General features: G+C 65.2%; 20 protein-coding genes. 7 read left to right on the top strand and 13 right to left on the bottom strand.

Annotated elements, in window-relative coordinates:
• Positions 1-5: 5 nt before the first annotated feature.
• Positions 6-869 carry a type 1 glutamine amidotransferase domain-containing protein gene (locus V6M89_RS03475; RefSeq protein ID WP_332851846.1) on the bottom strand — a complete coding sequence of 288 codons (864 nt, stop codon included), beginning with the start codon at positions 867-869 and terminating at the stop codon, positions 6-8.
• 136 nt (positions 870-1,005) lie between these two features.
• Entirely contained in the window at positions 1,006-2,649 is a 1,644-nt protein-coding gene (locus V6M89_RS03470; protein ID WP_332851845.1) for a methyl-accepting chemotaxis protein, read from the bottom strand.
• 187 nt (positions 2,650-2,836) lie between these two features.
• Here V6M89_RS03470 and V6M89_RS03465 point away from each other — a divergent pair, with 187 nt between their 5' ends.
• The 5 genes from V6M89_RS03465 (at position 2,837) to V6M89_RS03445 (ending at position 6,181) form a co-directional block, all read left to right on the top strand.
• Positions 2,837-3,094 (top strand): hypothetical protein, encoded by a 258-nt coding sequence (locus tag V6M89_RS03465; protein WP_332851844.1) that lies wholly within the window; start codon positions 2,837-2,839, stop codon positions 3,092-3,094.
• 113 nt (positions 3,095-3,207) lie between these two features.
• Complete coding sequence (locus tag V6M89_RS03460) at positions 3,208-4,422, top strand: SpoIIE family protein phosphatase (RefSeq protein ID WP_332851843.1); 1,215 nt, start codon at positions 3,208-3,210, stop codon at positions 4,420-4,422.
• An 11-nt stretch (positions 4,423-4,433) separates the two neighbouring features.
• Entirely contained in the window at positions 4,434-4,991 is a 558-nt protein-coding gene (locus V6M89_RS03455) for a SiaB family protein kinase (RefSeq protein WP_332851842.1), read from the top strand.
• 18 nt (positions 4,992-5,009) lie between these two features.
• Entirely contained in the window at positions 5,010-5,396 is a 387-nt protein-coding gene (locus V6M89_RS03450) for a DUF1987 domain-containing protein (protein ID WP_332851841.1), read from the top strand.
• Entirely contained in the window at positions 5,396-6,181 is a 786-nt protein-coding gene (locus tag V6M89_RS03445; protein ID WP_332851840.1) for a GGDEF domain-containing protein, read from the top strand. Before V6M89_RS03450 ends, V6M89_RS03445 begins: the two co-directional genes overlap by 1 nt.
• Here V6M89_RS03445 and yjjJ read toward each other — a convergent pair.
• Entirely contained in the window at positions 6,138-7,511 is a 1,374-nt protein-coding gene (gene yjjJ, locus V6M89_RS03440) for a type II toxin-antitoxin system HipA family toxin YjjJ (protein ID WP_332851839.1), read from the bottom strand. The two genes, V6M89_RS03445 and yjjJ, sit on opposite strands and share 44 nt — an antisense overlap.
• A gap of 115 nt (positions 7,512-7,626) precedes the next feature.
• Positions 7,627-8,595 carry a 2-hydroxyacid dehydrogenase gene (locus tag V6M89_RS03435; protein WP_332851838.1) on the bottom strand — a complete coding sequence of 323 codons (969 nt, stop codon included), beginning with the start codon at positions 8,593-8,595 and terminating at the stop codon, positions 7,627-7,629.
• 113 nt (positions 8,596-8,708) lie between these two features.
• Between V6M89_RS03435 and V6M89_RS03430 the strand changes: the two genes are divergently transcribed.
• Both V6M89_RS03430 and V6M89_RS03425 read left to right on the top strand, forming a co-directional pair.
• Complete coding sequence (locus V6M89_RS03430; RefSeq protein WP_332851837.1) at positions 8,709-13,736, top strand: hybrid sensor histidine kinase/response regulator; 5,028 nt, start codon at positions 8,709-8,711, stop codon at positions 13,734-13,736.
• 118 nt (positions 13,737-13,854) lie between these two features.
• Complete coding sequence (locus tag V6M89_RS03425; protein WP_116989104.1) at positions 13,855-14,109, top strand: NHLP-related RiPP peptide; 255 nt, start codon at positions 13,855-13,857, stop codon at positions 14,107-14,109.
• Positions 14,110-14,127: 18 nt separating this feature from the next.
• Here the strand turns inward: V6M89_RS03425 and V6M89_RS03420 are convergent, their stop codons facing one another.
• From V6M89_RS03420 to cyoA, 9 genes are all read right to left on the bottom strand, one after another.
• Positions 14,128-15,267: a putative peptide maturation dehydrogenase gene (locus tag V6M89_RS03420; RefSeq protein ID WP_332851836.1), complete on the bottom strand. Its 1,140-nt coding sequence runs from the start codon at positions 15,265-15,267 to the stop codon at positions 14,128-14,130.
• A gap of 19 nt (positions 15,268-15,286) precedes the next feature.
• Complete coding sequence (locus tag V6M89_RS03415; RefSeq protein ID WP_332851835.1) at positions 15,287-15,877, bottom strand: 2'-5' RNA ligase family protein; 591 nt, start codon at positions 15,875-15,877, stop codon at positions 15,287-15,289.
• A gap of 108 nt (positions 15,878-15,985) precedes the next feature.
• Entirely contained in the window at positions 15,986-16,528 is a 543-nt protein-coding gene (locus V6M89_RS03410; protein WP_332851834.1) for a response regulator transcription factor, read from the bottom strand.
• Positions 16,518-17,894, bottom strand: coding sequence for an ATP-binding protein (locus V6M89_RS03405; protein WP_332851833.1), 1,377 nt, complete (start codon positions 17,892-17,894; stop codon positions 16,518-16,520). Before V6M89_RS03405 ends, V6M89_RS03410 begins: the two co-directional genes overlap by 11 nt.
• The gene (locus V6M89_RS03400; protein ID WP_332851832.1) at positions 17,895-18,668 is read right to left on the bottom strand and encodes an SURF1 family protein; all 774 of its coding nucleotides are present in this window, start codon (positions 18,666-18,668) and stop codon (positions 17,895-17,897) included.
• Positions 18,665-19,066 carry a cytochrome o ubiquinol oxidase subunit IV gene (cyoD, locus tag V6M89_RS03395; RefSeq protein ID WP_332851831.1) on the bottom strand — a complete coding sequence of 134 codons (402 nt, stop codon included), beginning with the start codon at positions 19,064-19,066 and terminating at the stop codon, positions 18,665-18,667. The genes V6M89_RS03400 and cyoD overlap by 4 nt, the downstream gene beginning before the upstream one ends.
• On the bottom strand, positions 19,063-19,692 hold the full coding sequence (gene cyoC, locus V6M89_RS03390; protein WP_332851830.1) for a cytochrome o ubiquinol oxidase subunit III: 630 nt from the start codon (positions 19,690-19,692) through the stop codon (positions 19,063-19,065). The genes cyoD and cyoC overlap by 4 nt, the downstream gene beginning before the upstream one ends.
• On the bottom strand, positions 19,685-21,685 hold the full coding sequence (gene cyoB / locus V6M89_RS03385) for a cytochrome o ubiquinol oxidase subunit I (RefSeq protein ID WP_332851829.1): 2,001 nt from the start codon (positions 21,683-21,685) through the stop codon (positions 19,685-19,687). Before cyoB ends, cyoC begins: the two co-directional genes overlap by 8 nt.
• A 2-nt stretch (positions 21,686-21,687) precedes the next feature.
• Positions 21,688-22,686, bottom strand: coding sequence for a ubiquinol oxidase subunit II (gene cyoA / locus V6M89_RS03380; protein WP_332851828.1), 999 nt, complete (start codon positions 22,684-22,686; stop codon positions 21,688-21,690).
• Positions 22,687-22,753 lie beyond the last annotated feature (67 nt).

The raw sequence follows: 22,753 nt of genomic DNA, 5'->3' as shown, positions 1-22,753 counted from the left end.
TGCCGCTACGCCAGCATCTCGGCGTAGCGGCGCGCGAAGGTGTGCACGTCCCCCGGCCAGCGCGCCGACAGATAATTCCCATCCTGCACCACCCAGGCTGCGCGGTCGTCGCCCGCGCGGTCGCGCACCAGGCCGCCCGTCTTGCGCAGGTAGTCCGGCGTGCCCGGCGGAACGTCGACGAAATCGGCGTCCGCCGCCAGCGCGCGCTTTACCTCCTGCTCGACACTCCAATAGCCGGCGGGTTCGCCTTTGCTTTCGCCGTAGGTGCGGTAGTAGCCGGGGTCCCAGAAGCGCGCCAGGAAGCGCGTCAGGTCCCAGGCGCTGCGTTCCAGCTTCCACGTCAGCGCCGTGGTCTTGCGGCCGTACAGCACCGAACGCTGGGTGCGCGGCGAGATCGAACGGGCGGCCAGCAGCACGCCGTGGCAGACCGCCGCCACTGGCTTGCCGCTATCGAAGAACTCCGCCACCAGGGTTTGCAGGACCTTGTCTTCCAGGTAGGGCCGCATGCCCTTGGCGTGGCCGCCCGGCAGCAACAGCGCGTCGTACTGTGGCGCGTTCAAATCCTGGAAGCGTTTGGGTTGCAGGAACGCCGGATCAAACTCCAGCGCGGCGTAGGCTTGGCGGCCATGATGATCGGCACGCAGCATCAGGCCGAACAGCCGCAGCTTGCGCAAGCCCGGCAGCCAGCCCCACGGGTCCAGGCCTTCGCCGCTGAGCATCATCGGATCGGCGTGGCCGCGCCTGCCGTCCACGGTGGCGAACTCGATCTGGTGGCCGGCGTCGCGCAGGATGCGCCAGCTCAGCGCGACCTCGGTCGGGTCGAAGTCGTGTAGCGGAATCGGAATCAGGATGCGGCGGGAATTAGTCATAGCTCGAATATCTGCGAATTCGTCATTCCCGCGCAAGCGGGAATCCATGCAGAGTATCCTGCCCGGCGAAGTATGGATTCCCGCTTGCGCGGGAACGACGGGGGCGCCGTACGTACATTCTACAGGCCGGCCGGCTTTACGCGGCCTTACGCATGATATGCGCACCCGGCGCCGGCAACGCCGTGCGCGGCGCGACGGCCGGGAATGGACGCACGCTGCTCTTGCTCCAGCCATCGGCATCGATCTTGAACGAGCCCACCAACTGCGCCAGTTCGCGCGCCTGGTCCTGCATGGCGTCGGCGGCGGCCGCAGCCTCTTCCACCAGCGCGGCGTTCTGCTGCGTGACATCGTCCATGTCGCTAATGGCGCCGGTGACCTGCTCGATGCCGTGCTCCTGCTCGGCGCTGGCGGCGCTGATGGCCGACATGATGCCGGTCACCTTCTCCACGCTCAGCACGATTTCCTCCATCGTGGCGCCGGCCGCCTGAGCCAGTTCGCTGCCGCTGGCGATGCGCTCGGCGGACTCGTTGATCAACAGCTTGATCTCCTTGGCCGCGCTGGCCGAACGCTGCGCCAGGTTGCGCACCTCGGACGCCACCACGGCGAAACCGCGCCCCTGTTCACCGGCGCGCGCCGCTTCCACCGCCGCGTTCAGCGCCAGGATATTGGTCTGGAAGGCGATGCTGTCGATCACGCTGGTGATGTCGACGATCTTGTGCGCGTAGGCGTTAATGCTGGCCATGGTCTGCACTACCTCGGACACCACCTTGCCGCCCTTGCCCGCCACCGCCGACGCCGATTCCGCCAGACGATTGGCCTGGCGCGCATTGCCGCTGTTCTGCTTGACCGCCGAAGTCAGCTCCACCATCGCCGACGCCGTCTCCTGCAGCGCGCCGGCCTGGTGCTCGGTGCGGCGCGACAAATCCATATTGCCCTTGGCGATCTCGCGCGAAGCGGCGTCGATCGCCACCGCGCCGTCGCGCACGCGGCCGACGGTATCGGCCAGGCGGCCGGTCATGTGGCTGAGCGCATCGAACAACTGGCCGATCTCGTCGCTGCGGCCATGCTCGATGGCGACATGCAGCTCGCCGGCGGCCACCTGCTCGGCCAGCGCCACCGCCTGCGTCAGCGGACGCACGATGCTGCGGGTCAGCGCCAGCGCCAGTCCCGCGCCCAGCACCAGCGACACCAGGCCCAGCCCGGCCAGCATCGCGCGGCTGCCCTCGAACTGGCTGGCCGACTCTTCGGCCAGCGCTTTCGCCTGCTGCGTCTGATACGCCAGCAGCTTGCCCAGCGCGCCGGTGTAGGCCTGGAACACGGTCGCCATCTTGTTGTCCAGCAGATCGCCCACTTCCTGGGTGCGGCCGCTGTCCTTCAACTTGAACAGCTCGGCGCGCAGCACCAGGTAGGCGGCCTTCTTGCCGGCCACGGCGCGCAGCAATTCCGTTTCCGCGCCCTGCGCCGGCATCGCCGCGAGTTTGGCTTCCAGCACTGTGGCCTGCTTGTCGCCGGCGGTCAACTGGGCCTGGAAGATGTCGCCCACCTCCAGGCTGTCGCTGCGGGCGATGGAGGTGGCGCGCAGGCCATTCAGTTCGGTCATGCCCAGCAGCTCGGAGGTCAGCTGCTGCCGGGCCAGTTTCTGGTTGACCAGGTTGGAGGCGGTGTCATTGGCGGTCTGCAAGCGCCACAGCGCCACGCCGGACATGCAGGCCATCAGGAACAACAGCGCGGCGAACGAGGCCATCACACGGACAGCGGTTTTGAGTTGGGGGATTTTCATGACGTTTCGGTAAGAGAAGTGCGGTTCGCACAAGATGAGTGTGAATATACGCGCCGAATATGACCGGGATATTACCTCATGGCAACTTATCCATATATGTTTATTCGGAAACAATACATATTTTTCAAGAGCAATGTTTTGGCGAAAACGTATATACTGCTTTGACCACTTGCCTCCTCTGAAAATCGTGAGCAAACACCCCGCCGCCGAAGCCGAACTGCTGCAATCTGAACAAGACGCCCTGCTCGCGCTGAGCAAGTTGTTGCGCATCTGGTACAGCGAGGCCGGCCTGCACGGCATGCTGCGCTCGCTGGACGCGACGCTGGTGCAGTGCAACGCCATCCGCGACGAGTTCGCCACCGAGGGCGGGGACCAGCGCCTCGACGCCGAACGGGGCGCCATCAGCCAGCACCTGAGTTTCATGCTGTCGCTATGCGCAGACTGATAACATACTTTTCTTTTGGTTAAGATGTAATCGGCTCGTAACAATTTCCCATTAGCATTACCGGCACTGTAGTCAACCAAAGGTTACTGGCCGTGGAGTTCAATGCCTCTCGTTTGCACCTGCCCCGTTTTCGCCTGTCCGTCGCCGCCGACCTGTGCGTAGAGACGGTCTCGGTGCTGTCCGACACCAGCAATTTCGGCGTGCTGGAATTGTTCACCGAGCGCCGCGATCTGATGAGTTTGCCGGTGCTGGAAAGCGACCGCCCTATCGGCCTCATCAGCCGCAACATCTTCATGTCGCAGATGTCCAAGCCCTTCTACCATGAGCTGTACGGCAAGAAGAGCTGCATCGCCTTCATGGACAAGGAACCGCTGATCGTCGATGCCGCCATGAGCATCGAGGAACTGACCTTCCGCGCCGTCGAATCGGGCGAGAAGGCGCTGGCCGACGGCTTCATCGTCACCCGCGACGGCGGTCTGGCCGGCGTCGGCTTCGGCCTGCAGCTGATGAACGTGGTGGCCAATATGCAGGCCGAGAAGAACCGCCAGATCATGCACAGCATCGACTACGCCAGCGTGATCCAGCGCTCGCTGCTGCGCCCCTCCGACCTGGCGCTGGCCGACACGCTGGGCGACGCCCACCTGGAATGGCAGCCGCGCGATGTGGTCGGCGGCGACTTCTATCACTTCGCGCGCTATCCGGACGGCTGGTTCGCCGCCATCGCCGACTGCACCGGCCACGGCGTGCCGGGCGCCTTCATGACCTTGATCTCCTCGTCGACGTTGGCGCAGGCCTTGCAACAACTGGGCCCGCGCGATCCGGCCGCGCTGATCGCCGAAGTCAATCGCGGCGTCAAGAGCATGCTGGGCCAGGTCGACCAACGCCACAGCCAGCACGGCGCGCCGGCCTCCAACGACGGCATGGACGCCGCCTTCCTGTGGTTCGACCACGCCAGCCGCCAGCTGCATTTCGCCGGCGCCAAGCTGCCGCTGTTCCAGCTCGACCCGGACCAGCAGGCGGTGCAGACGGTGGACGGCGAGCGCATGGGCGTGGGCTACGTCGACACGCCGCTGGACTACGCCTGGACCAACAAGATCATCACCATCCCGGAGCGCAGCCTGCTGTTCCTGACCACGGACGGCCTGATCGACCAGATCGGCGGCCCCAAGGAAATCGCCTACGGCAAGCGCCGCATGCGCGACGTGATGCTGGCCCAGCGCGGCGCCGGCGCGCACGACGTCAGCGACGCCATGCTGGCCGACTACCAGGCCTGGCAAGGCGAACAACCGCGCCGCGACGACCTGACCTTTTTCTGTTTCCGCCCATAGGAGCGCCGATTTTGCTGTACGAAGAATTCAACGATTTCTGGGACGTGGCCCGCAAGCGCCACATCATCTTTTTCTACGTGGGCTATTTCTCGCAGCACGTGGTGGCCGCCATTTCCGAGACCATCAAGGCGCGGCTGGACACGGCCGGCGCGGCCGGGCCGACGCGCCGCCGCATCTTCTCGTCCTTCGTCGAAATGTCGCAGAACATCATGCACTACTCGTCGGACACGCTGACGCCGCACGAACAAAGCGATAACCAGATGCGGCGCGGCTCGTTCTGCATCGGCATGAAGGACGACAGCTTCTTCCTGCTGTGCGCCAATCCGGTCGACAACGCCAACGTCGAGCGCATCCGCAACCGCCTTGAGCCGCTGCACACGATGACGATGGAAGAGATCAAGTCCGCCTACAAGAAGGCGCTGCGCGACGAAACGCCGGCAGACAGCAAGGGCGCCGGCCTGGGCTTCCTGACCATGGCGCGCGACGCCAGCGAGCCGCTGGAATTCGAGTTCGTGCAGGAAGCGCACCACCCGGACACCACGGTGTTCTGCATCAAAGCGATCATTTAAATAAGTACTGGAACAAATATGGAACCCCTCTTCATCAGCGCCTCGCCCACCTCGCCGGAAATCGACTTCCGCTTCGACCAGGACACCCTGTCGATCAAGGGCGAGTCCTATCCTGAAAACGCGGCAGCCTTCTACGGCCCGCTGATCGCGCGCGTGCAGGCTTACCTGGACGGCTGCGTCGACGCCAGCATCACCGTCAACGTCTCGCTGGCCTACTTCAACAGCTCCAGCACCAAGATGCTGTTCTCCTTCTTCGACGCGCTGAACAAGGCCGCCATCGCCGGCAACCAGGTGCGCCTGAACTGGTACCACGACGAGGACGACGACACCATCCTCGAATTCGGCCAGGAACTGCAGGACGATTTCGACGCGCTGGATTTCCAAGACCACCCAGTGAGCAACTAATGATGACCATCCCTGGCCGCCAGGAAGCCGACCTGTTTGCGCTGGAAAGCGCGGCGCTGGCCAACGCCAGGGCGGCCCACGCCGATCCGCGCGCCGACGCCCGCGCGGCGCTGGCCGAAATGATCGTCCACTACGAGCGGTTGATGCGCGAGAGCCGGCGCCTGATCCGCCGCAGCGACCGCGCGGAGCTGGACATGAACCAGATGAACCGCCAGCTGCACGAACTGGCGCAGCAGCTGGAATACCGCGCCACCCACGATCCGCTGACCGGCGCGCTCAATCGCGCCGCCGTCATCGAGCAGGCCTCCGGTTGCCTGGAGCGCGGCGACATGGCCTTGATCGTGCTCGATATCGACCACTTCAAATGGGTCAACGACGATTTCGGCCATCCGGCCGGCGACGCCGTGATCCAGACCGTGGTGCGCTGCCTGCAGGCGCTGCTCGGGCCGATGGTGGCGATCGGCCGCGTCGGCGGCGAGGAATTCTCGGTGGTGTGGCCGACCAGCGCCATCGAGGAAGCCATGCGGGTGGCCGCCAGCATCTGCGACGCCATCGCCGACCAGGTGTTCGCCGCGCCGATCGACCGCCAGGTCACGGCCAGCGTGGGCGTCAGCTGGAACCGCGCCGGCACCAGCTTCGAAACCGCCTACAGCCACGCCGACGAAGCGCTGTACGCCGCCAAGCGCGCCGGCCGCAATTGCGTCAAGCTGCACACGCAACTGCCGCCGCCGCACGCCACCTCTACGCCACCAGCGCCTGAAGACGTATCAGCTCCTTGCCATTGAATTTGCAGATAGCGCGGAATGCCGCGCCGATGCGCCGGTCGCCAGCGGCGGCACGCCAGAACTCGATGGCGGCGGCCGCTGCCGCCAACCAGTCCGCGCGCTCCTGCGGCAGCGGCAAGCCAGGTTTGAACTCACGAAACGGCAACTCAACGCCTCGCACCGGCGCGTACAGCATCGGCAACATATCGTAGGCCGGCGCCAGCGTGAGCGGCGCTTGTCCTGCCGCTCCTGGGATGAAGGCCAGATTACCCTCGTGCATATCGGTGTTGCCGATCAAGCGGCCGAAGTGCCACAAGCGGTTGATGCACGCTCGGGTATCGTCGTTGATGTATCGCTCGATGGCGAGGCGCTCACCCACCTTGGTCCAGGCCTCGGCCGCCATGCCGAACAGCGCGGCGTCCAGCGCGGCCCAGGTGCAGACCGGCGAACGTCCGAATTCCCCATGGCGGTCAAAGCGCACGACTTCCAGAAAAGTACGTTGTTCATGACGGAGGATACTGCTGCGTGCCGCTGGCAGCGCAAGATGGCGGGCCAGCGTTTCGAGCGCCAGATGTTCGCATATCAGCAGATCCGCCCAACGCTGCGCGCCCGGCGAGCTGTCGTTGCCGGAGAATTTGACGATGACATGCGTCTTGCCCTCGCTGCGCTCGCGGCACGCGGTAAATTTGGGGAACTCGCCGCCGGCGGAAGAGCCGGCAACGCCTGCTTCCATCGCCATGGCCGCCTGCTTGCCATAGGCCGCACCCAACCCTTTATCCCCGATCACAGCATAGCCGCGTTGCATCGTCTCGAGGTGGCGACGATATGCTACCTCTCCCAGGATATAGTTTCCGGCGCTATCGCCCCCCATTGTGGACAGCGCATGCAGTACATCGTCTTCCTGCCATCTTCGCGGGTCTGCCCCGGTTTGCAGCAGATCGGCGTAGCGGTGCGCAAACTGCCGTCCGAGGAAACCCTGTGGCCGCATATCATCCAGCGGATAGGGCAAACCCGGAAACCAGCCGTCGCGCATCTCCTGCGCCAATGGCCATTCGAACGGCTGCTCATAGCGCATCGCGCAGCCGGCTGGATAAATGGGGTCGAGGGTCGCAATCTGCTTTCCGCGCCCTTGGCGGTCGATGCGATACAACGCGATGGGCGAGCTGTTGCCGCGTAACGGGCGGCGGGCGGCATAACTGGTGCGCCGGGCAGCGCCACGGACGACGACCTGGTCGCCCAGCTCTTTCACCATCCGCATCATGGTGGCGCGGCTCAGCGTCGGTCGTGCTTTCTGTAGGCGCAGCAGCAAGTCGGCGCCGGAAATGACCCGGGCCAATCGAATGATCTGCAAGATATCGCTCGAAGATGCCATAGAATTGAAACGTTTATTGAAACGATTCTTTCTAAATAACTATAGCATATTCAAGCAGTTACATTCAGAGCCGGGTTATTTTTGAAACGATTTATCAAGGTACTGGCGTCAGCAGCGGCCGACCGCCGAAGTGGGCCAGCAGGTTGTCGAGCACCAGTTGGCCCATCGCGTGGCGGGTCTCCACGGTCAGGCTGCCCACGTGCGGCGTCAGCACCACGTTCTCCAGTTCGCGCAGCTCGGCCGGCACATGCGGCTCGTTGTCGAACACGTCCAGCGCCGCCATACCCAAAGTGCCGTCGCGCAGCGCGGCGACCAGCGCCTCCTGGTCCACCAGCGATCCGCGCGCGATGTTGACCAGCGTGCCCTCCGACCCCAGCGCCGCCAACACCGCCGCGTCCACCGCATGCCGCGTGGCCGCGCCGCCTGGTGCGCACACCACCAGATAGTCGCTGACCCGCGCCAGCTCCAGCAGCGAGGCGCAGCGCTTGACCGCCACGCCATCCACCGGGCGCGGTTGATAGTAGCGCGTGCGCATCCCGAACGCCGCCGCCCGCGCCGCCACCGCCTGGCCGATGCGGCCGAAACCGAACACCCCGCACACCTTGCCCCGCAGCGCGCGGGTCGGCGCCAGCGGCATCCCGCGTTCCCAGGCGCCGCTGCGCACATGCCGATCCAGCGCCGGCAGCCGGCGCGCCGCCGACAGCAACAGCGTCAATGCCAGATCCGCCACATCCTCGGTCAGCACACCCGGAGTATTGGTGACAAAAATGCCACGCGCGCGGGTCGCATCCAGCGCCACCGCGTCGACGCCGATGCCGTTCACCGCGACGATCTCCAGCCACGGCAACTGCTCCAGCAGCGCCGGCCCGATGCCGATCGCCCCTGTCGTCAGCACGCCGCGTATGCGCCCCGCCACACCCGCAAGCCATTCCGGCTGCGCCTCGCAGGGCTGGCGCCACAAGTGATGGCAATGAAACGCGTGCTCCAGCTGCGCCATCACGGCCGCCGACGGACTCGCCGCCAGCACCAGTATTTCCGGTTTTATATTGGTTTCATGGTCCATGTGGTCATTGTAGCGACTGTACACAAGGTGGCGCAGGATTCCCTAGCCTTTGCATGGACTTTCTCCCGGCATTTCCGTATGCTGGAAGCTACCTTCCAGGAGCGCGCCCCGATTTGAACGTCCACGCCCTCACCCCGCTCGCCTGTCTGGCCGCCCGCCGCTGGCTGTGCGCGGCGCTGGCCGCCTGCATGATGCTGTGCGGCGCCGCCGTCGCTGGCCCTGAGCGCTGGGACCAACTGGCCACACCCCTGTTCGACCACCTCGGCCTGGAACAAGGCTTGCCCCATCCGGTCGGCATGGCGCTGGCGCAGGATGGCGACGGCTATATCTGGGTCGGCACCCAGGCCGGCCTGGCGCGCTGGGACGGCTATCATATGCGTAGCTTCCATCACGACAGCGCAACCCTGATGTCGCTGCCCGGCGACTTTATCCAGGCGCTGCACGTCGATGTGCGTGGCCGCCTGTGGGTGGGCACCGCCGCCGCCGGCCTCACCATGTTCGACCAGCGCCGCGAACAATTCACCCGCCCCATCGAAGAACTGAGCAAAGGCCAGATCAACGCCATCGCCAGCGACGCCAGGGGCAATCTGTGGATCGGCACCTCGGCGGGATTGAAGTACTACGACACCGTCGAGCGCACGCTGCGCCGCTACACCCATGAAGAACATCCCGGCCTGCCGGACAACCAGATCCGCTCCCTGCTGATGGACCGCGCCGGCACGCTGTGGATAGGCAGCGGCACCGGCCTGTCCCGGCTCAAGGACGGCGGCGCCATCACCCAGGTCGCCGTCAACGGCGAGGGCCGCGGCGGCTGGAGCGACACCGTGCTGTCGCTGGGCGAGAACAGCCTCGGACAGATCGCCTTCGGCACGCTCAAGAGCGGCGTCGGCCTGGTCGACGCGGGGGCGGACCAGGGCCGCATCCTCAGCATCCCGGGAGTCAAGGAAATGCAGGGCAATATGGTGCTGGCGGTGATCGAGACCACGCCCGGCACCTGGTGGGCCAGCACCTACGGCGGCGGCGTGGTGGAGTACCGCAACGGCAAGGGCCACCGCATCCTGCACCAGCCGGCGGTGGCGCTCAGCCTTTCGAACGACCGCACCGCCGCCCTGCTGCGCGACCGCAGCGGCATGATCTGGGTCACCACCGAACGCGGTGTCGACATGTTCGATCCGCACAACGAAAGCGTCGATTCGGTGTTCGGCGCCGAGGGCGCGCCGGAAGCGGCCGTCAGCTCCCTGATGACCGACAGCCAGCACCAGGTCTGGATCGCGCTGGCCGACCAGGGCATCGACATCGTGCAGCCGGACGGCGCGCGCCGCGCCGCGCTGCGCCCCGACCCGGCCCATCCCGACACCGCGCTGCCCAACCGCATGGTCTTGTCCATGACAGAAGCCGACACCGGCGACGCCTGGATCGGCACCCAACTGGGCCTCTACCGCACCCACGGCCAGGCGCGCAGCGTGCGCCGCGTGCCGCTGCCGCAGGCCAGTCCCTATCCGCGCATCGGCACCATCCTGCGCCACAAGGGCGAACTGTGGCTGGGCACCTTCGAGGGCCTGCTGCGCTACGATCCGTCGGCCGGCACCGTGCGCCGCTACGTGCAAGGCGCGGCCGATGCCGGCGGCCTGACCGACAATCGCATACACGCGGTGATCGCGGACGCCGACGGCGCACTGTGGGTCGGCACCCGCAATGGCCTGAACCGGCTGGACCCGGACAGCGGCAAGGTGGAACAGATCCACGCCGATCCCGGCCAGCCGAACGCCTTGTCGGAAGCCGTTATCAGCACGCTGGTGCTGGACACGCGCGGCCGCCTGTGGGTGGGCACCTACGGCGGCGGCATCTGCGTCATGACTGGACGGGATGCGCAAGGCGCGCCGCTGTTCGCGCGGGTCGGCACCATGGCGGGGCTGGCCACCGGCACCATCATGTCGCTGCAGTCCGACCCCGTGGGCCGGGTCTGGGCCGCCACCGCCGACAGCATCGCCGTGATCGACGCCGCCACCCTCAAGGCGCGCGCGCTGACCCGCGCCGACGGCCTGGCCTTCCGCACCTTCTTCATCGGCGCCAGCGCGGTCACGCCGGAGCGCGACCTGGTGTTCGGCGCCACGGCCGGCTTCGCGGTGGTCTATCCGGGCCGGCTGAACGACTGGGGCTACCGTCCGCCGCTGGTCATCAGCGCGGTGCGCGTGGACCAGCATGTGTTGACGCCGGACCGGCTGGCAGGCTCGCAGGGCCCGACGCTGACGCTCAAGCCGGAGAACCAGAACTTCGAAGTGGAGATGGCGGCGCTGGACTTTTCGGCGCCGCAGCGCAACCGCTACGCCTATCTGCTGGAAGGCTTCGACCAGCGTTGGGTGGAGGTCGACGCCAGCCGCCGCATCGCCAGCTACAACCGCCTGCCGCCCGGCGCCTACCGCCTGCGCATGCGCGGCAGCAACCGCGACGGCCAGTGGACCACCGATGAACTGCAGCTGCAGGTGGTGGTGCTGCCGGCCTGGCACCAGACCTGGTGGGCGTGGGGCGGATACTTCCTGGCCGCCTGCGCGCTGGCCTGGGCGCTGGTGCGCTGGCGCGTGCGGCAGCTGCACCACAAGGGCGAGACGCTGCAGGCGCTGGTCTACTCGCGCACCCAGCACCTGGAAAAACTCAACGCCATCGTCAAGTCGATCAACGAGCAGCTCGATTTCGACGCGCTGCTGCACACCATCCTGCATGAATCGACCGTCATCAAGGGCATCGACTCGGCGCTTGCGCTGGTGCGCGAAGCCGGCACCGAGACCCTGTCGCTGCGCGCGGCCTGGGGCCGCATCGACGCCGCCGCCGACAGCTACAACATCGACCTGCGCCAGGCCGAGCTGCGCTACGCGCCGGCCAGCTGCATGATCGCGCCGGACATCTTCGAAGTCCACCACCAGCACTCGTTGCCCGGCGACGTCTGCGCGCTGCTGGCGGTGCGGGTGGTGATCGACGGCCAGGTGGAGGGCTACCTGGTGTTCGAGAACTACCAGTACCAGGCCGCCTTCGCCGCCAGCGACCTCGATCTGCTCAAGGCCTTGAAGGAGCCGTTCGTGTCGGCCTACCAGAAGGCGCGCGCGCTGCGGCTGTTGGAACAGGCGCGCGCCAACGCCGAAGCGGCCACCCGCGCCAAGAGCGACTTCCTGGCCAATATCAGCCACGAGATCCGCACCCCGATGAACGCCATCCTGGGCTTCGCCGGCCTGGGCACGCACCTCGACCTGCCGCCGCAGCCGCTCGACTACTTCCGCAAGATCGGCCGCGCCGGCCAGAGCCTGCTGGAGATCATCAACGACGTGCTGGACTTCTCCAAGATCGAGTCGGGCAAGCTGGAACTGGAAGCCCTGCCCTTCGACCTGCCCGACACCCTGAGCCAGCTGGCCGACCTGTTTGCCTGGCGCGCCGCCGAGCGTGGGCTGGAGCTGGTGATCTGGGCCGCGCCGGACGTGCCCTCCAACCTGCTGGGCGACCCGCTGCGCCTGAGCCAGATCCTGGTCAACCTGGTCGGCAACGCGCTCAAGTTCACCGCGCGCGGCCACATCGAGCTGCGCGTGGAACGCGATCACGCGGCGGCGCTGCCGGCTGGCGGCGCGGCGGACAACTACATTGCGCTGCGCTTCGTGGTCGAAGACAGCGGCCTCGGTATCAGCAAGGAGCAGCAGGCGCGCCTGTTCCAGGCCTTCGCCCAGGCCGACGCCAGCACCACGCGCCTGTACGGCGGCACCGGACTGGGACTGGCGATCTCGCAGCAGCTGGTGCGCAAGATGGGCGGCGTGATACAGGTCGACAGCGAGCCTGGTGTCGGCAGCAGCTTCAGTTTCACGGTGGCGCTGCAACCGGCCGCCGACCAGACGCCGCGCCAGGCGCCGCTGCCGCCGTCGGTGCAGGGCAAGCGGGTGCTGGTGGTGGACGACAGCGAAGCGGTGCGCCACATGATGAAGGTCCAGCTGGCGAGCCTGGGCCTGAAGCCGCGCGCGGTGGCCTCGGGCGCTGCGGCGGTGGCGGCCTTGCAGCTGGAGGACTACGACATCCTGATGATGGACGCCGACATGCCCGACCTGGACGGCATCGAGACGCTGCACCTGATGGCCGAGGATGCGCAACTGGCGGCGGTGCCGGCGGTGCTGATGGTGACCGCCTACGCGCGCGAGCATAGTCGCCAGACCGCCGAGCAAAGCCGCCTGATGCCCTTCCTCGACAAGCCGGCCAATCCCTACCTGCTGCGCAGCGCGGTGCTGGCGGCGCTGGGCCTGGAGAGCGGCCAGCCGGCCGTCAAGCTGGCGGCGCCGCCGTCGGTGGCGGTGCAGCGCATCCGCGGCGCGCACGTGCTGGTGGTGGACGACAACAGCATCAACCAGCAGGTGGCCAGCGAGATCCTGCAACGGGCCGGCGTCAAGGTGGACCTGGCCGGCAGCGGCGAGGAAGCGGCGCGCATGACCGCCGCCGGCGACTACGACGCGGTGCTGATGGACATCCAGATGCCGGACATGGACGGCTACCAGGCCACCGCCCTGATCCGCGCCGACGAGGTGCACGGCAAGCTGCCGATCATCGCCATGACCGCGCACGCGGTGGCCGGCTACCGCGAACGCTGCCTGGCGATGGACATGAACGACTACGTCACCAAGCCGATCGACCCCGACACCTTGTACGCCGTGCTGGCCACCTGGGTCGAGCCGGACCTGAGCCGGGTGGAGCACGCCGAACCGGCGCCGGCCGTCCATCCGGACTACACCGCCTCCGCCAGCGCGCGGCGCGGCATCGACCTGGACGAGGCGATGGCGCGGCTGGGCGGCCACGGCTTGCTATCGCGGCTACTTGGACTATTTGCCAAGGATTTTGGTGCGACTTTGCAACAGATTCAAGATGCAATCCACCACGGCGAATTCCTGAAGGCGGCCGACCTGGTGCACAAGATACGCGGCGCCGCCGGTAATATCTCGGCAACAGAATTGTTTGAAACGGCCACCGCGCTGGAGGACCGGCTGCGCGACGATCCCTCTGCGCTGACGGATTTGCTGCAGGCTTTCGCACAGTCGTTCGCGGTCGTGATGGAGAGTGCGCATCAAGACATGCTTGAGCAAGATGCAAGAATGGCCGAGCTGGCCCAGACTACCTAGCAATATGCGAGTTGCACAGAGTTTGCGAAAGTTGCTTGAGGTAACGCTTGCTATGGCCTACGATGAACTTGCGTTTCGACACGCGAGGTTTCCACAAATCCACACGAAAGGTAATGACATGGCCACGCATTCTCCGCAAGATCTCGATCTGCTGCTGTCCAAATTGTCCGGCGACGACACGTTCCGCGCCAGCTTCCTGAACGATCCACAACTGGCACTGGGCACGCTGGGCATCAAGCTCGACGCCGACAAGATCCCCGCCTTGCGCAGCCTGCCGGCAAAGGACGTCTTCATCGCCAGCCGCCACGCCATCAAGGGCAAGCTGGAAAACGCCGCCGGTGCGATTCCGTTCTTCCTGTCGGGCCAACGCTAAGCCACGCCCCGTGATCGCTCACGGTTCGTAGCGCATCTCCACCGTATCCTGTGCGCCGGACGCCTGTCCGCAACCGCATACAGCGATCACCATGTCCTTCAAGGGGTCGAGCCCAAATACCCGCTCGATGTCGATCTCGTTCACCGCCGCCGTCACAAAGGCCGGCATTCCCGCTTCCGTCGCCAGCAGATAGAACGTCTGCGACAGATGGCCCGCGTCCAGCAGCAACGCGCGGTAAGCCTTGGCGTGATTGCGGTACTTCCAGAAATTGCGCTCCACCCGCGCCGCCAGCACCACCATCATCGGCGCATCGACAAACCAATCCTGATCGGCCACCATGCGCATCGCCAGTTCCGCCGTCTGCGTGGTATCCATCGCCGCCAGCGGCTCCAGCGCGTGACGTACCGGATGATAGTGGTACAGGCCGGGCGCAACGCCTTCGATGCGCTGCGCCAGCACATACGCCTCAACAGGGTGCAGGCCGCCGGCCGATGGGCTGAGCTTTTTCAGCACGAAGGCGCCTGGCGCCATTTCGCGTTCGCCCTGCGAGCCAAAGGCGCGCTGCAACAGCCGCGCGACGGTGGCCACGGGCAGCACCGCGGCGGGATCGAAATTGCGGCCGGTGTAGCGCTGGAACAGCGTGTCGTCGAGCCGCGCGCGGTCGGGATGGGGCAGCGCGATGGCCTCGCCGTCGGCGCAGCGCTCGATGGCCGGACCGGGCGGCGTGCCGTACGAGACCACCAGCTCTTCAAAGCTGGGGAACTGCATGCCCTTGTCGACCCGCATGTCGCCCCAGCGGCTGAAGACATGCGCGGCGGCCGACAGCGGCCGCCAGTTCTGCGAGCGCAGCACTTCGTCGCGTTCGCGGAAGCGGGGATCGTCGCCGATCAGCAAGCCGCACTCCAGCAGGCGGGCGATGACGGCGGCGCCGTATTTTTCTTCGTTGGTGTCGCGCTCCTGCCATAGCGTCAGGCCGATGCCGCCCAGCGCCGCCATCTCTTCCAGGGTGACTTCCACTTCCTCGCCCAGATGCGGCGCCAGCGCCATCCAGCGTATCGTCGCGCCGAGCGCGCCGTCGCCGGCGAACAGCGCCGTCCAGTCGATATCCAGGTCCTCGCGGGGTTCCAGGAACAATACGGCGCAGCGTCTGATCAGCATATGGGACTCACCTTGAAAGTTAGCCTTGCAAGCTCCAGCGGCCTAGTGCGGTGTAGGGCAGGTTCTGGCCGATGTGGCTGTGGACCAGCACCAGCTCGCGCACCGTCCACTCGACGGGAGTGACGGCTTGCGGCGGCGCCGTCACATCATCGTACAGCAGTGTGACGTGCGGCGTATAGCCCGGCGGATTGCCGGGCATGCCCGCCTTGAGCAAGGCCGTCGCGAGACTTTTATACAGGGAGCCAAGGCCGGTCACGCCGTCGCCGCCGGTCAGCACGAACGGCCGGTTGCGGGCGCGGTTGACGAAGGTCTGGGCGACGTCGAAGCTGACCGCGAAGGGCGCCGTTGCCGCAGCCACAGATGCGGCGGCCTGCCCTGCCCGCGCCACCAGGCTGTCCGGCATGCCGGGAAAATCGCCCAGGTTGCACAGCGTGGCATGCAGGCGCGTATCGGCGATGGCCCGGCCGCGCATGGCGTGCGTGGCTTTCAGCTCGGCGGTCAGTGCATGGATGCGCGCGATGGCGCCGGCGTCCGGCAGGACCGCGAAGAAGATCCGGTCCGTCAGCTGAGGTTCGGGTTCGAAACCCGGAAGTAAGGTCTGTTGTGTCATGTCTCGCAGTGTAACGCACGGGGGTCAAGTCTGACATTCGGACACGAGCTCTTCTCTATGGCCCGCTACGGCTCAGCTTGTGTCCGAATGTCAGACTTGACCCCGTTGTTATTTGACGCGCTGCTTCTCCAGCTTGCGCGCCAGCGTGCGGCGGTGCATGCCCAGGCGCCGGGCCGCTTCCGAGATGTTGAAGTCGGTCTCGGCCAGTACGGTGTGGATGTGCTCCCACTCCAGCGTCTTGACCGACGTGGCGCGGTTGGTCAGTTCCAGCTCCGCCGCGCCGGCCACGTGCTCGAACGCCGCTTCGATGTCGTCGGTGTTGGACGGCTTGGCCAGATACTGGCAGGCGCCTAGTTTTATCGCTTCCACCGCCGTGTTGATGCTGGCGAAGCCGGTCAGCACCACGATCAACATTTCCGCGTCGTGCTGGTGCAGCATCTGCACGCAGGCCAGGCCGGAGGAATTGCCCTTCAGCTTCAAGTCCACCACCGCGTACCCCGGTGAATTGTCGACCAGCAGCGCGCTGGCTTCGTCCACGTTTTCGGCCAGCAGCACCTTGTAGCCGCGCCGTTCGAACGAGCGACTCAAGGTACGGGCGAAGGCGGCGTCGTCCTCGACCAGCAACAGCACGCGTTCTTCTTCAGTAGTCATATTGATTCGCTTCCGGTTTGATTTCGATTTCCGACAGTGGCAGCGTCAGGCGCACCAGCGCCCCGCCCTGCGGCCAGTTCGACGCCGTCACCGCGCCACCCAGGGTGCGCGCGACGTTCACCACCAGGAACAGACCCAGGCCACCGCCCGGCCGTCCCTTGCTGGAATTGTAGGGTTTGCCCAACTGCGCCAGTATCTCCGGCGCGAAGCCCGGCCCCGCGTCCATCACCTGCAACACCAATTGGCCGTCTTCAACGCTGGCCTCCATGCGCAGCCATTGCGGCGACGCTTCCAGCGCGTTGTCGAGCACATTGCAGATCATCTGTTTCAATGTCGAATCGGACACCACCGGATGATCCGGCGCGATGCGGTTGTCGAATTCAAACGCCACCACCGGCCGCCCGACCCGCCATTCCGCCACCAGCTCCGCCAGGAAGGTGTTGATGGTGGTGGCCGCCGACGATTCGCCGCGCGTCTCGCCGGCCGACAGCAAGATCCCGCTGACGATGGATTTGCAGCGCTTGAGCTGGGTCTGCATCTCGACTATTTCCTCCAGCAGCACGGCGTTGGCCTTGAACTCGGGCATGTGCTTCCAGTCGCCCAGGATCACCGCCAGCGTCGCCAGCGGCGTGCCCAGCTCGTGCGCCGCGCCCGACGCCAACAGGCCCATGCGAATGATATGGTCTTCTTCCGCCGCGCGCTGGCGCAGGTCGGCCAGCTTGGACGCCGTCACCCGCACATTGCGCATGATGCGCGTGATGAAGATGACCAGCAGCGCCGCATCCAGCACGAAGCAGATCAGCATGCCCTGCACATACAGGCTGAAGATGCCGCGCCCGTGGTCCAGTGGCAACGATAACGGTTCGGAGAACAAGGCCAGCCCCGCGATGCAGGTGCCGGTGACGCCGACGATGGTCCAGGTCGACCATGCCTCCAGCAGCACCGCGCCCAGAATCACATGCAGCAGGTACAGGAACACAAACGGATTGGTGGCGCCGCCGCTCAGGTAAAGCTGCGCCGTCAGGCTGGCGATGTCCACCGTCAGCGCCAGCAGCAGCTCGCTGTTGGACACCACCTGGTTTTCCTGCCAGCGCAAGGTGCTGGCGATGTTGAAGGCGATCAGGCACGCCAGCACGTTCAACATGGCCGGCAGCGGCAGGCGCACGTCGAACACCACGGTGGTGGCGAAGATGGTGGTGATCTGGCCCACCACCGCGATCCAGCGCAGCTGTATCAGCTGCTGCATGTTCTTGTGGCCGGCCGCGTGGGTGATGGTGTTGGCCGAAGCGTTCACCGCCGCCAGCGGCTCGATGACCGGCGCATTTGGCCGGCCCCTGTCGTACGGATTGTTGTTGTTCCTTGCCATTTACGCTTTAGTCTGTGATTTGCGCCCGTCGCGGACGACCCATACGGCGCCGCCGACTATCATCAGCGCCAGCGCGTACCAGGTGACAGCATAAACCAAATGGTTGTTGACGAAGGAAACCACGGTCAGGCCGCCGAGCGGTTCGCCCTCCACCGCCGCCGCATTGGCGTCGGCATCGACGAAATACGGCGCCACGGCCGGCAGTCCGCGCGCGTGGGCGATGGCTTGCACGTCGCGGGTGTACCAGTAGTTGCGGGCCGGTTCATTCTGGCGCAGACGGCCGGCAACTTCGCCTAGCCGCAGCAGCCCGCTGACCGTCACCGCCTCGCCGCCTGCGGCGCAGGCATCGGCCTTGGCGGCCGGCGGCGCGGCCTGCGGCGACCAGCCGCCGGAACCGGCGCGGATGAAGCCGCGGTTGACCATGACGATGGCGCCGTCGTCCGTGCACAGCGGCGACAGCACCCAGTAACCGATGCCACGGTCCAGCGAGGCCAGCACCTGCGTGTCCGAGCCCTTCAGGTAGTGGCCGCTGAGGCGCACGCGGCGATAGTCGTCCGCCTCGGCATTCAGCTGCGGCCACTGGGCCACGCCGGGCGCGTCCACCGGCGCCGCGTGCACGCGCTGCTCGACGCGTTCGATCAGCGCCAGCTTCCATTGCAGGCGGAATACTTGCCACGTCCCCAAAGCAAAAAACCCTGCAAACATCAACCCGGCCGCAATGGCCAGGCTGATGCGCAGGGCGCGGGAACGTGGGCGCGATGCCCCTTCCATCATTGCATGTCGCGCATGTTGTGCACGTCCGTACCCATGGACGGCATCATGTTGACGTTCATGTGGTACATGACCCAGATCGAACCGGCCAGTACGATGACCAGCAGCACCAGCGTGAACATGGTCGCCAGCAGCGACCAGCCGCCTTCGATCTTGCCGTTCATGTGCAGGAAGTACACCATGTGCACCACTACCTGAACCGCCGCGAAGGCCAGGATCACCGCAGCGGTGGTGCTGGACTTGTCGAAGGCCTTGGTCATGACCAGGTAGAACGGAATCGCGGTCAGGATCACCGACAGCACGAAGCCGATCGCGTAATCCTTCAGGCTGCCGTGGGCGCCGGCTTCATGGCCGTGGCCGTGGTCGTCGTGACCGTGGTGGTCGTGATTGTGTGCGCTCATGGCAGGACTCCCATCAGGTAGACAAAGGTAAATACACCGATCCAGATCACGTCCAGGAAGTGCCAGAACATCGACAGGCACATCAGGCGACGGTTGTTTTCCGGCGTCAGGCCGTGCTTGGCCAGCTGGAAGATCAGCGTGACCAGCCAGATCGAACCGAACGTCACGTGCAAGCCGTGGGTGCCGACCAGCGCGAAGAACGAGGTCAGGAACGCGCTGCGCTGCGGACCGGCGCCTTCGTGGATCAGGTGAACGAATTCATCCAGTTCCAGGTACAGGAAGGCCAGGCCGAACAGGCCGGTGATGGCCAGCCAGACGATGGTGGCCTTCAGGTTCTTGCGCTGCGACGCGATCATCGCGAAGCCGTAGGTGATCGACGACATCAACAGGAAGCCGGTGTTGATCGCCACGGTCGGCAGGTCGAACAGCTCGGCGCCGGTCGGGCCGCCCGCGTAGTTGCGGCCCAGTACGGCGTAGGCCGCGAACAGGCCGGCGAACAGCAGGCAGTCGCTCATCAGGTAGAGCCAGAAGCCCAGCAGCGTGCCGTTCTCCGGGTGGTGTTCGCGCACGTAGTAGCGTGCGCTTGGGTCGGCGCTCACGGCGCCGTTAGCGATAGTTTCAGACATGGGCTTCCAGCAAACGAGTATGCGCTTCTTCGGTGCGGATGACTTCTTCCGCAGGGATGTAGTAATCGCGCTTGTAGTTAAAGGTGTGCGTGATGATCGCGACCATCATGGCGATGAACGACAGGCCGGCCGGGATCCACATCTGCCAGATCATGCAGAAGCCCAGCGCGAACGACAGCGCCGAGATGATGAAGCCGGCAGCGGTGTTCTTCGGCATGTGAATCGAAACAAAACCCTTGGTCGGACGCTGGTAGTGATTGGCCTTCATGTCGGCCCAGCTGTCGCTCTCATGCACGACTGGCGTGAAGGCGAAGTTGTAGTCCGGCGGTGGCGACGAGGTCGCCCACTCCAGCGTACGGCCGCCCCATGGGTCGCCGGTCACGTCGCGCAGCGCGTCGCGGTTCTTCCAGCTGACATAGAACTGCACCAGCATCGCGCCGATACCGGCGGCGATGATCAGCGCGCCGATGGCGGCGATCACGAACCATTTTTGCAGCGAAGGATCTTCGAAGTGGTTCATGCGGCGGGTCACGCCCATGAAGCCCATCACGTACAGCGGCGTGAAGGCAACCCAGAAGCCCACCAGCCAGCACCAGAACGATACCTTGCCCCAGAATTCGTCGAGCTTGAAGCCGAAGGCCTTAGGGAACCAGTAGTTCAGGCCGGCGAAGCAGCCGAACACCACGCCGCCGATGATGACGTTGTGGAAGTGGGCGATCAGGAACAGCGAGTTGTGCAGCACGAAGTCGGCAGGTGGAACGGCCAGCATCACGCCGGTCATGCCGCCGATGGTGAAGGTCAGCATGAAGCCGACGGTCCACAGCATAGGCACGTCGAAACGCACGCGGCCTTTGTACATGGTGAACAGCCAGTTGAAGATCTTGGCGCCGGTCGGGATCGAGATGATCATGGTCGTGATGCCGAAGAACGAGTTCACCGACGCGCCCGAACCCATCGTGAAGAAGTGGTGCAGCCATACCAGGTAGGACAGGATGGTGATCACGACGGTGGCGTACACCATCGAGGTGTAGCCGAACAGTTTCTTGGCCGAGAAGGTCGAGACGATTTCCGAGAACACGCCGAACACCGGCAGCACCAGGATGTAGACCTCAGGGTGGCCCCAGATCCAGATCAGGTTGACGTACAACATCGGGTTGCCGCCGAGGTCGTTGGTGAAGAAGTTGGTGCCGACCATGCGGTCCAGCGACAGCATCGCCAGGGTGATGGTCAGGATCGGGAAGGTCGCGACGATCAGGGCGTTGGTGCACAGCGCGGTCCAGGTGAAGACCGGCATTTTCATCATGTTCATGCCTGGCGCGCGCATCTTGACGATGGTGGCGATCAGGTTGACGCCCGACAGCGTGGTCCCTACCCCGGCCACCTGCAGCGACCAGATGTAGTAGTCGACCCCGACGTCAGGCGACGCGGCGATGCCCGACAGCGGCGGGAAGGCCAGCCAGCCGGTGCGGCCGAATTCGCCGACGAACAGCGAGACCATGGTCAGCATGGCGCCGAAGGTGGTCATCCAGAACGAGAAGTTGTTCAGGAACGGGAACGACACGTCGCGCGCGCCGATTTGCAGCGGCACCACGTAGTTCATCAGGCCGGTAACCAGCGGCATCGCCACGAAGAAGATCATGATCGTGCCGTGGGCCGTGAAGATCTGGTCGTAGTGGTGCGGCGGCAGCATGCCGGCGTTGTCGCCGAAGGCGATCGCTTGTTGGGCGCGCATCATCAGCGCGTCGGCGAAGCCGCGCAGCATCATGATAATCGCCAGCACCATGTACATGATGCCGATTTTCTTGTGGTCGATGGAGGTGATCCAGTCGCGCCACAACGGGCCCCACAGGCGGAATTTGAACATCGCGGCCAGGAAGGCCAGGCCGCCGATCGCCACCATGGCGAAGGTGCCGATCAGGATGGGCTCGTGGTATGGAATTGCTTCCAGCGACAGCCGCCCAAAGATCAGTTTGGTCAGGTTGAGATCAGACATGGTCATTCTTTACGGAGTGGTTGGGCCGTGGCGGTGGCGACTTTAGGCTCGCACACATCTTTCGGCAGTTCTTTCGCGGCGGCGGCAGCCTGCATGCGCATGGCGTCCTGCTCCATCTGCGCGTTCATGCAGGTCGAGCCCTCGGCCACGCAACGGTTCAGCACCAGGTCGTACAGGCCTTTGTCGACGCTGCCGAAGTGCATGATCGGATGCTTGATGGTCGGCTTGTCCAGGTCCAGGTAGCCGGCGCGGGTCAGCGCGTTGCCGCCCTTGCGGGTTTTCTCGACCCAGGCGTCGAAGTCGGCCTGGCTGACGCCGTGGTACTTGAACTTCATGTCCGAGAAACCGGCGCCGCTGTAATTCGACGAGAAGCCGTCATACACGCCCACCTTGTTCATCACCGCGTTCAGCTGGGTCTCCATGCTGGGCATGGTGTAGACCATGCCGGCCAGCGCAGGGATGTAGAACGCGTTCATCACGGACGATGCGGTCATGTGGAAACGTACCGGCACGTCGATCGGGGTCACCAGCTCGTTGACGGTGGCGATGCCTTGTTCCGGGTAGATGAACATCCACTTCCAGTCCATCGCCACGACCTGCACTTCCAGCGGCTTGACGCCGACGGCCACCGGACGGTTTTCGTCGATGCGGCTCAGTGGGCGGTACGGGTCCAGCAAGTGGGTGTAGATCCAGGTGATCAGGCCCAGCACGATGACGATCAGCAGCGGTGCGCCCCAGATCAGCAGTTCGAGCTTGGTCGAGTGATCCCAGTTCGGTTTGTATTCAGCGGAAGTGTTCGACTTCCTGTAGCGCCAGGCGAACAGGCAAATCAAAAACATGACGGGTACGATAATCAACAGCATCAGCAGCGTTGACACAACGACAAGGTGTGCCTGCTGGGCTGCGATATCACCGGACGGGTTCAACACGACCGTGTTGCAGCCTGCTAGCCACAACAGCGGTGCGAGGAACAGTCCACGACGCGCGAGAGGAGGAATCATGAGGTAATCTACGTTACAGTATGTGGATGATGTGTTACTGTACCAATCACGGAATGTTCTTGCCATT

The sequence above is a fragment of the Duganella sp. S19_KUP01_CR8 genome (genome assembly GCF_036688705.1).
Classification (GTDB): Bacteria; Pseudomonadota; Gammaproteobacteria; order Burkholderiales; family Burkholderiaceae_D; genus Rugamonas.
The sequence above is the reverse complement of the archived record's forward strand: the minus strand, read 5'-3'. Positions and strand labels throughout refer to the sequence as shown.

Coding starts and splice junctions, on each gene's coding strand:
- V6M89_RS03475 (WP_332851846.1), bottom strand. CDS start 869: ATGACTAATTCCCGCCGCATCCTGATTCCGATTCCGCTACACGACTTC.
- V6M89_RS03470 (WP_332851845.1), bottom strand. CDS start 2,649: ATGAAAATCCCCCAACTCAAAACCGCTGTCCGTGTGATGGCCTCGTTC.
- V6M89_RS03450 (WP_332851841.1), top strand. CDS start 5,010: ATGGAACCCCTCTTCATCAGCGCCTCGCCCACCTCGCCGGAAATCGAC.
- V6M89_RS03445 (WP_332851840.1), top strand. CDS start 5,396: ATGATGACCATCCCTGGCCGCCAGGAAGCCGACCTGTTTGCGCTGGAA.
- V6M89_RS03435 (WP_332851838.1), bottom strand. CDS start 8,595: ATGGACCATGAAACCAATATAAAACCGGAAATACTGGTGCTGGCGGCG.
- V6M89_RS03425 (WP_116989104.1), top strand. CDS start 13,855: ATGGCCACGCATTCTCCGCAAGATCTCGATCTGCTGCTGTCCAAATTG.
- V6M89_RS03420 (WP_332851836.1), bottom strand. CDS start 15,267: ATGCTGATCAGACGCTGCGCCGTATTGTTCCTGGAACCCCGCGAGGAC.
- V6M89_RS03415 (WP_332851835.1), bottom strand. CDS start 15,877: ATGACACAACAGACCTTACTTCCGGGTTTCGAACCCGAACCTCAGCTG.
- V6M89_RS03410 (WP_332851834.1), bottom strand. CDS start 16,528: ATGACTACTGAAGAAGAACGCGTGCTGTTGCTGGTCGAGGACGACGCC.
- V6M89_RS03405 (WP_332851833.1), bottom strand. CDS start 17,894: ATGGCAAGGAACAACAACAATCCGTACGACAGGGGCCGGCCAAATGCG.
- V6M89_RS03400 (WP_332851832.1), bottom strand. CDS start 18,668: ATGATGGAAGGGGCATCGCGCCCACGTTCCCGCGCCCTGCGCATCAGC.
- cyoD (WP_332851831.1), bottom strand. CDS start 19,066: ATGAGCGCACACAATCACGACCACCACGGTCACGACGACCACGGCCAC.
- cyoC (WP_332851830.1), bottom strand. CDS start 19,692: ATGTCTGAAACTATCGCTAACGGCGCCGTGAGCGCCGACCCAAGCGCA.
- cyoB (WP_332851829.1), bottom strand. CDS start 21,685: ATGTCTGATCTCAACCTGACCAAACTGATCTTTGGGCGGCTGTCGCTG.
- cyoA (WP_332851828.1), bottom strand. CDS start 22,686: ATGATTCCTCCTCTCGCGCGTCGTGGACTGTTCCTCGCACCGCTGTTG.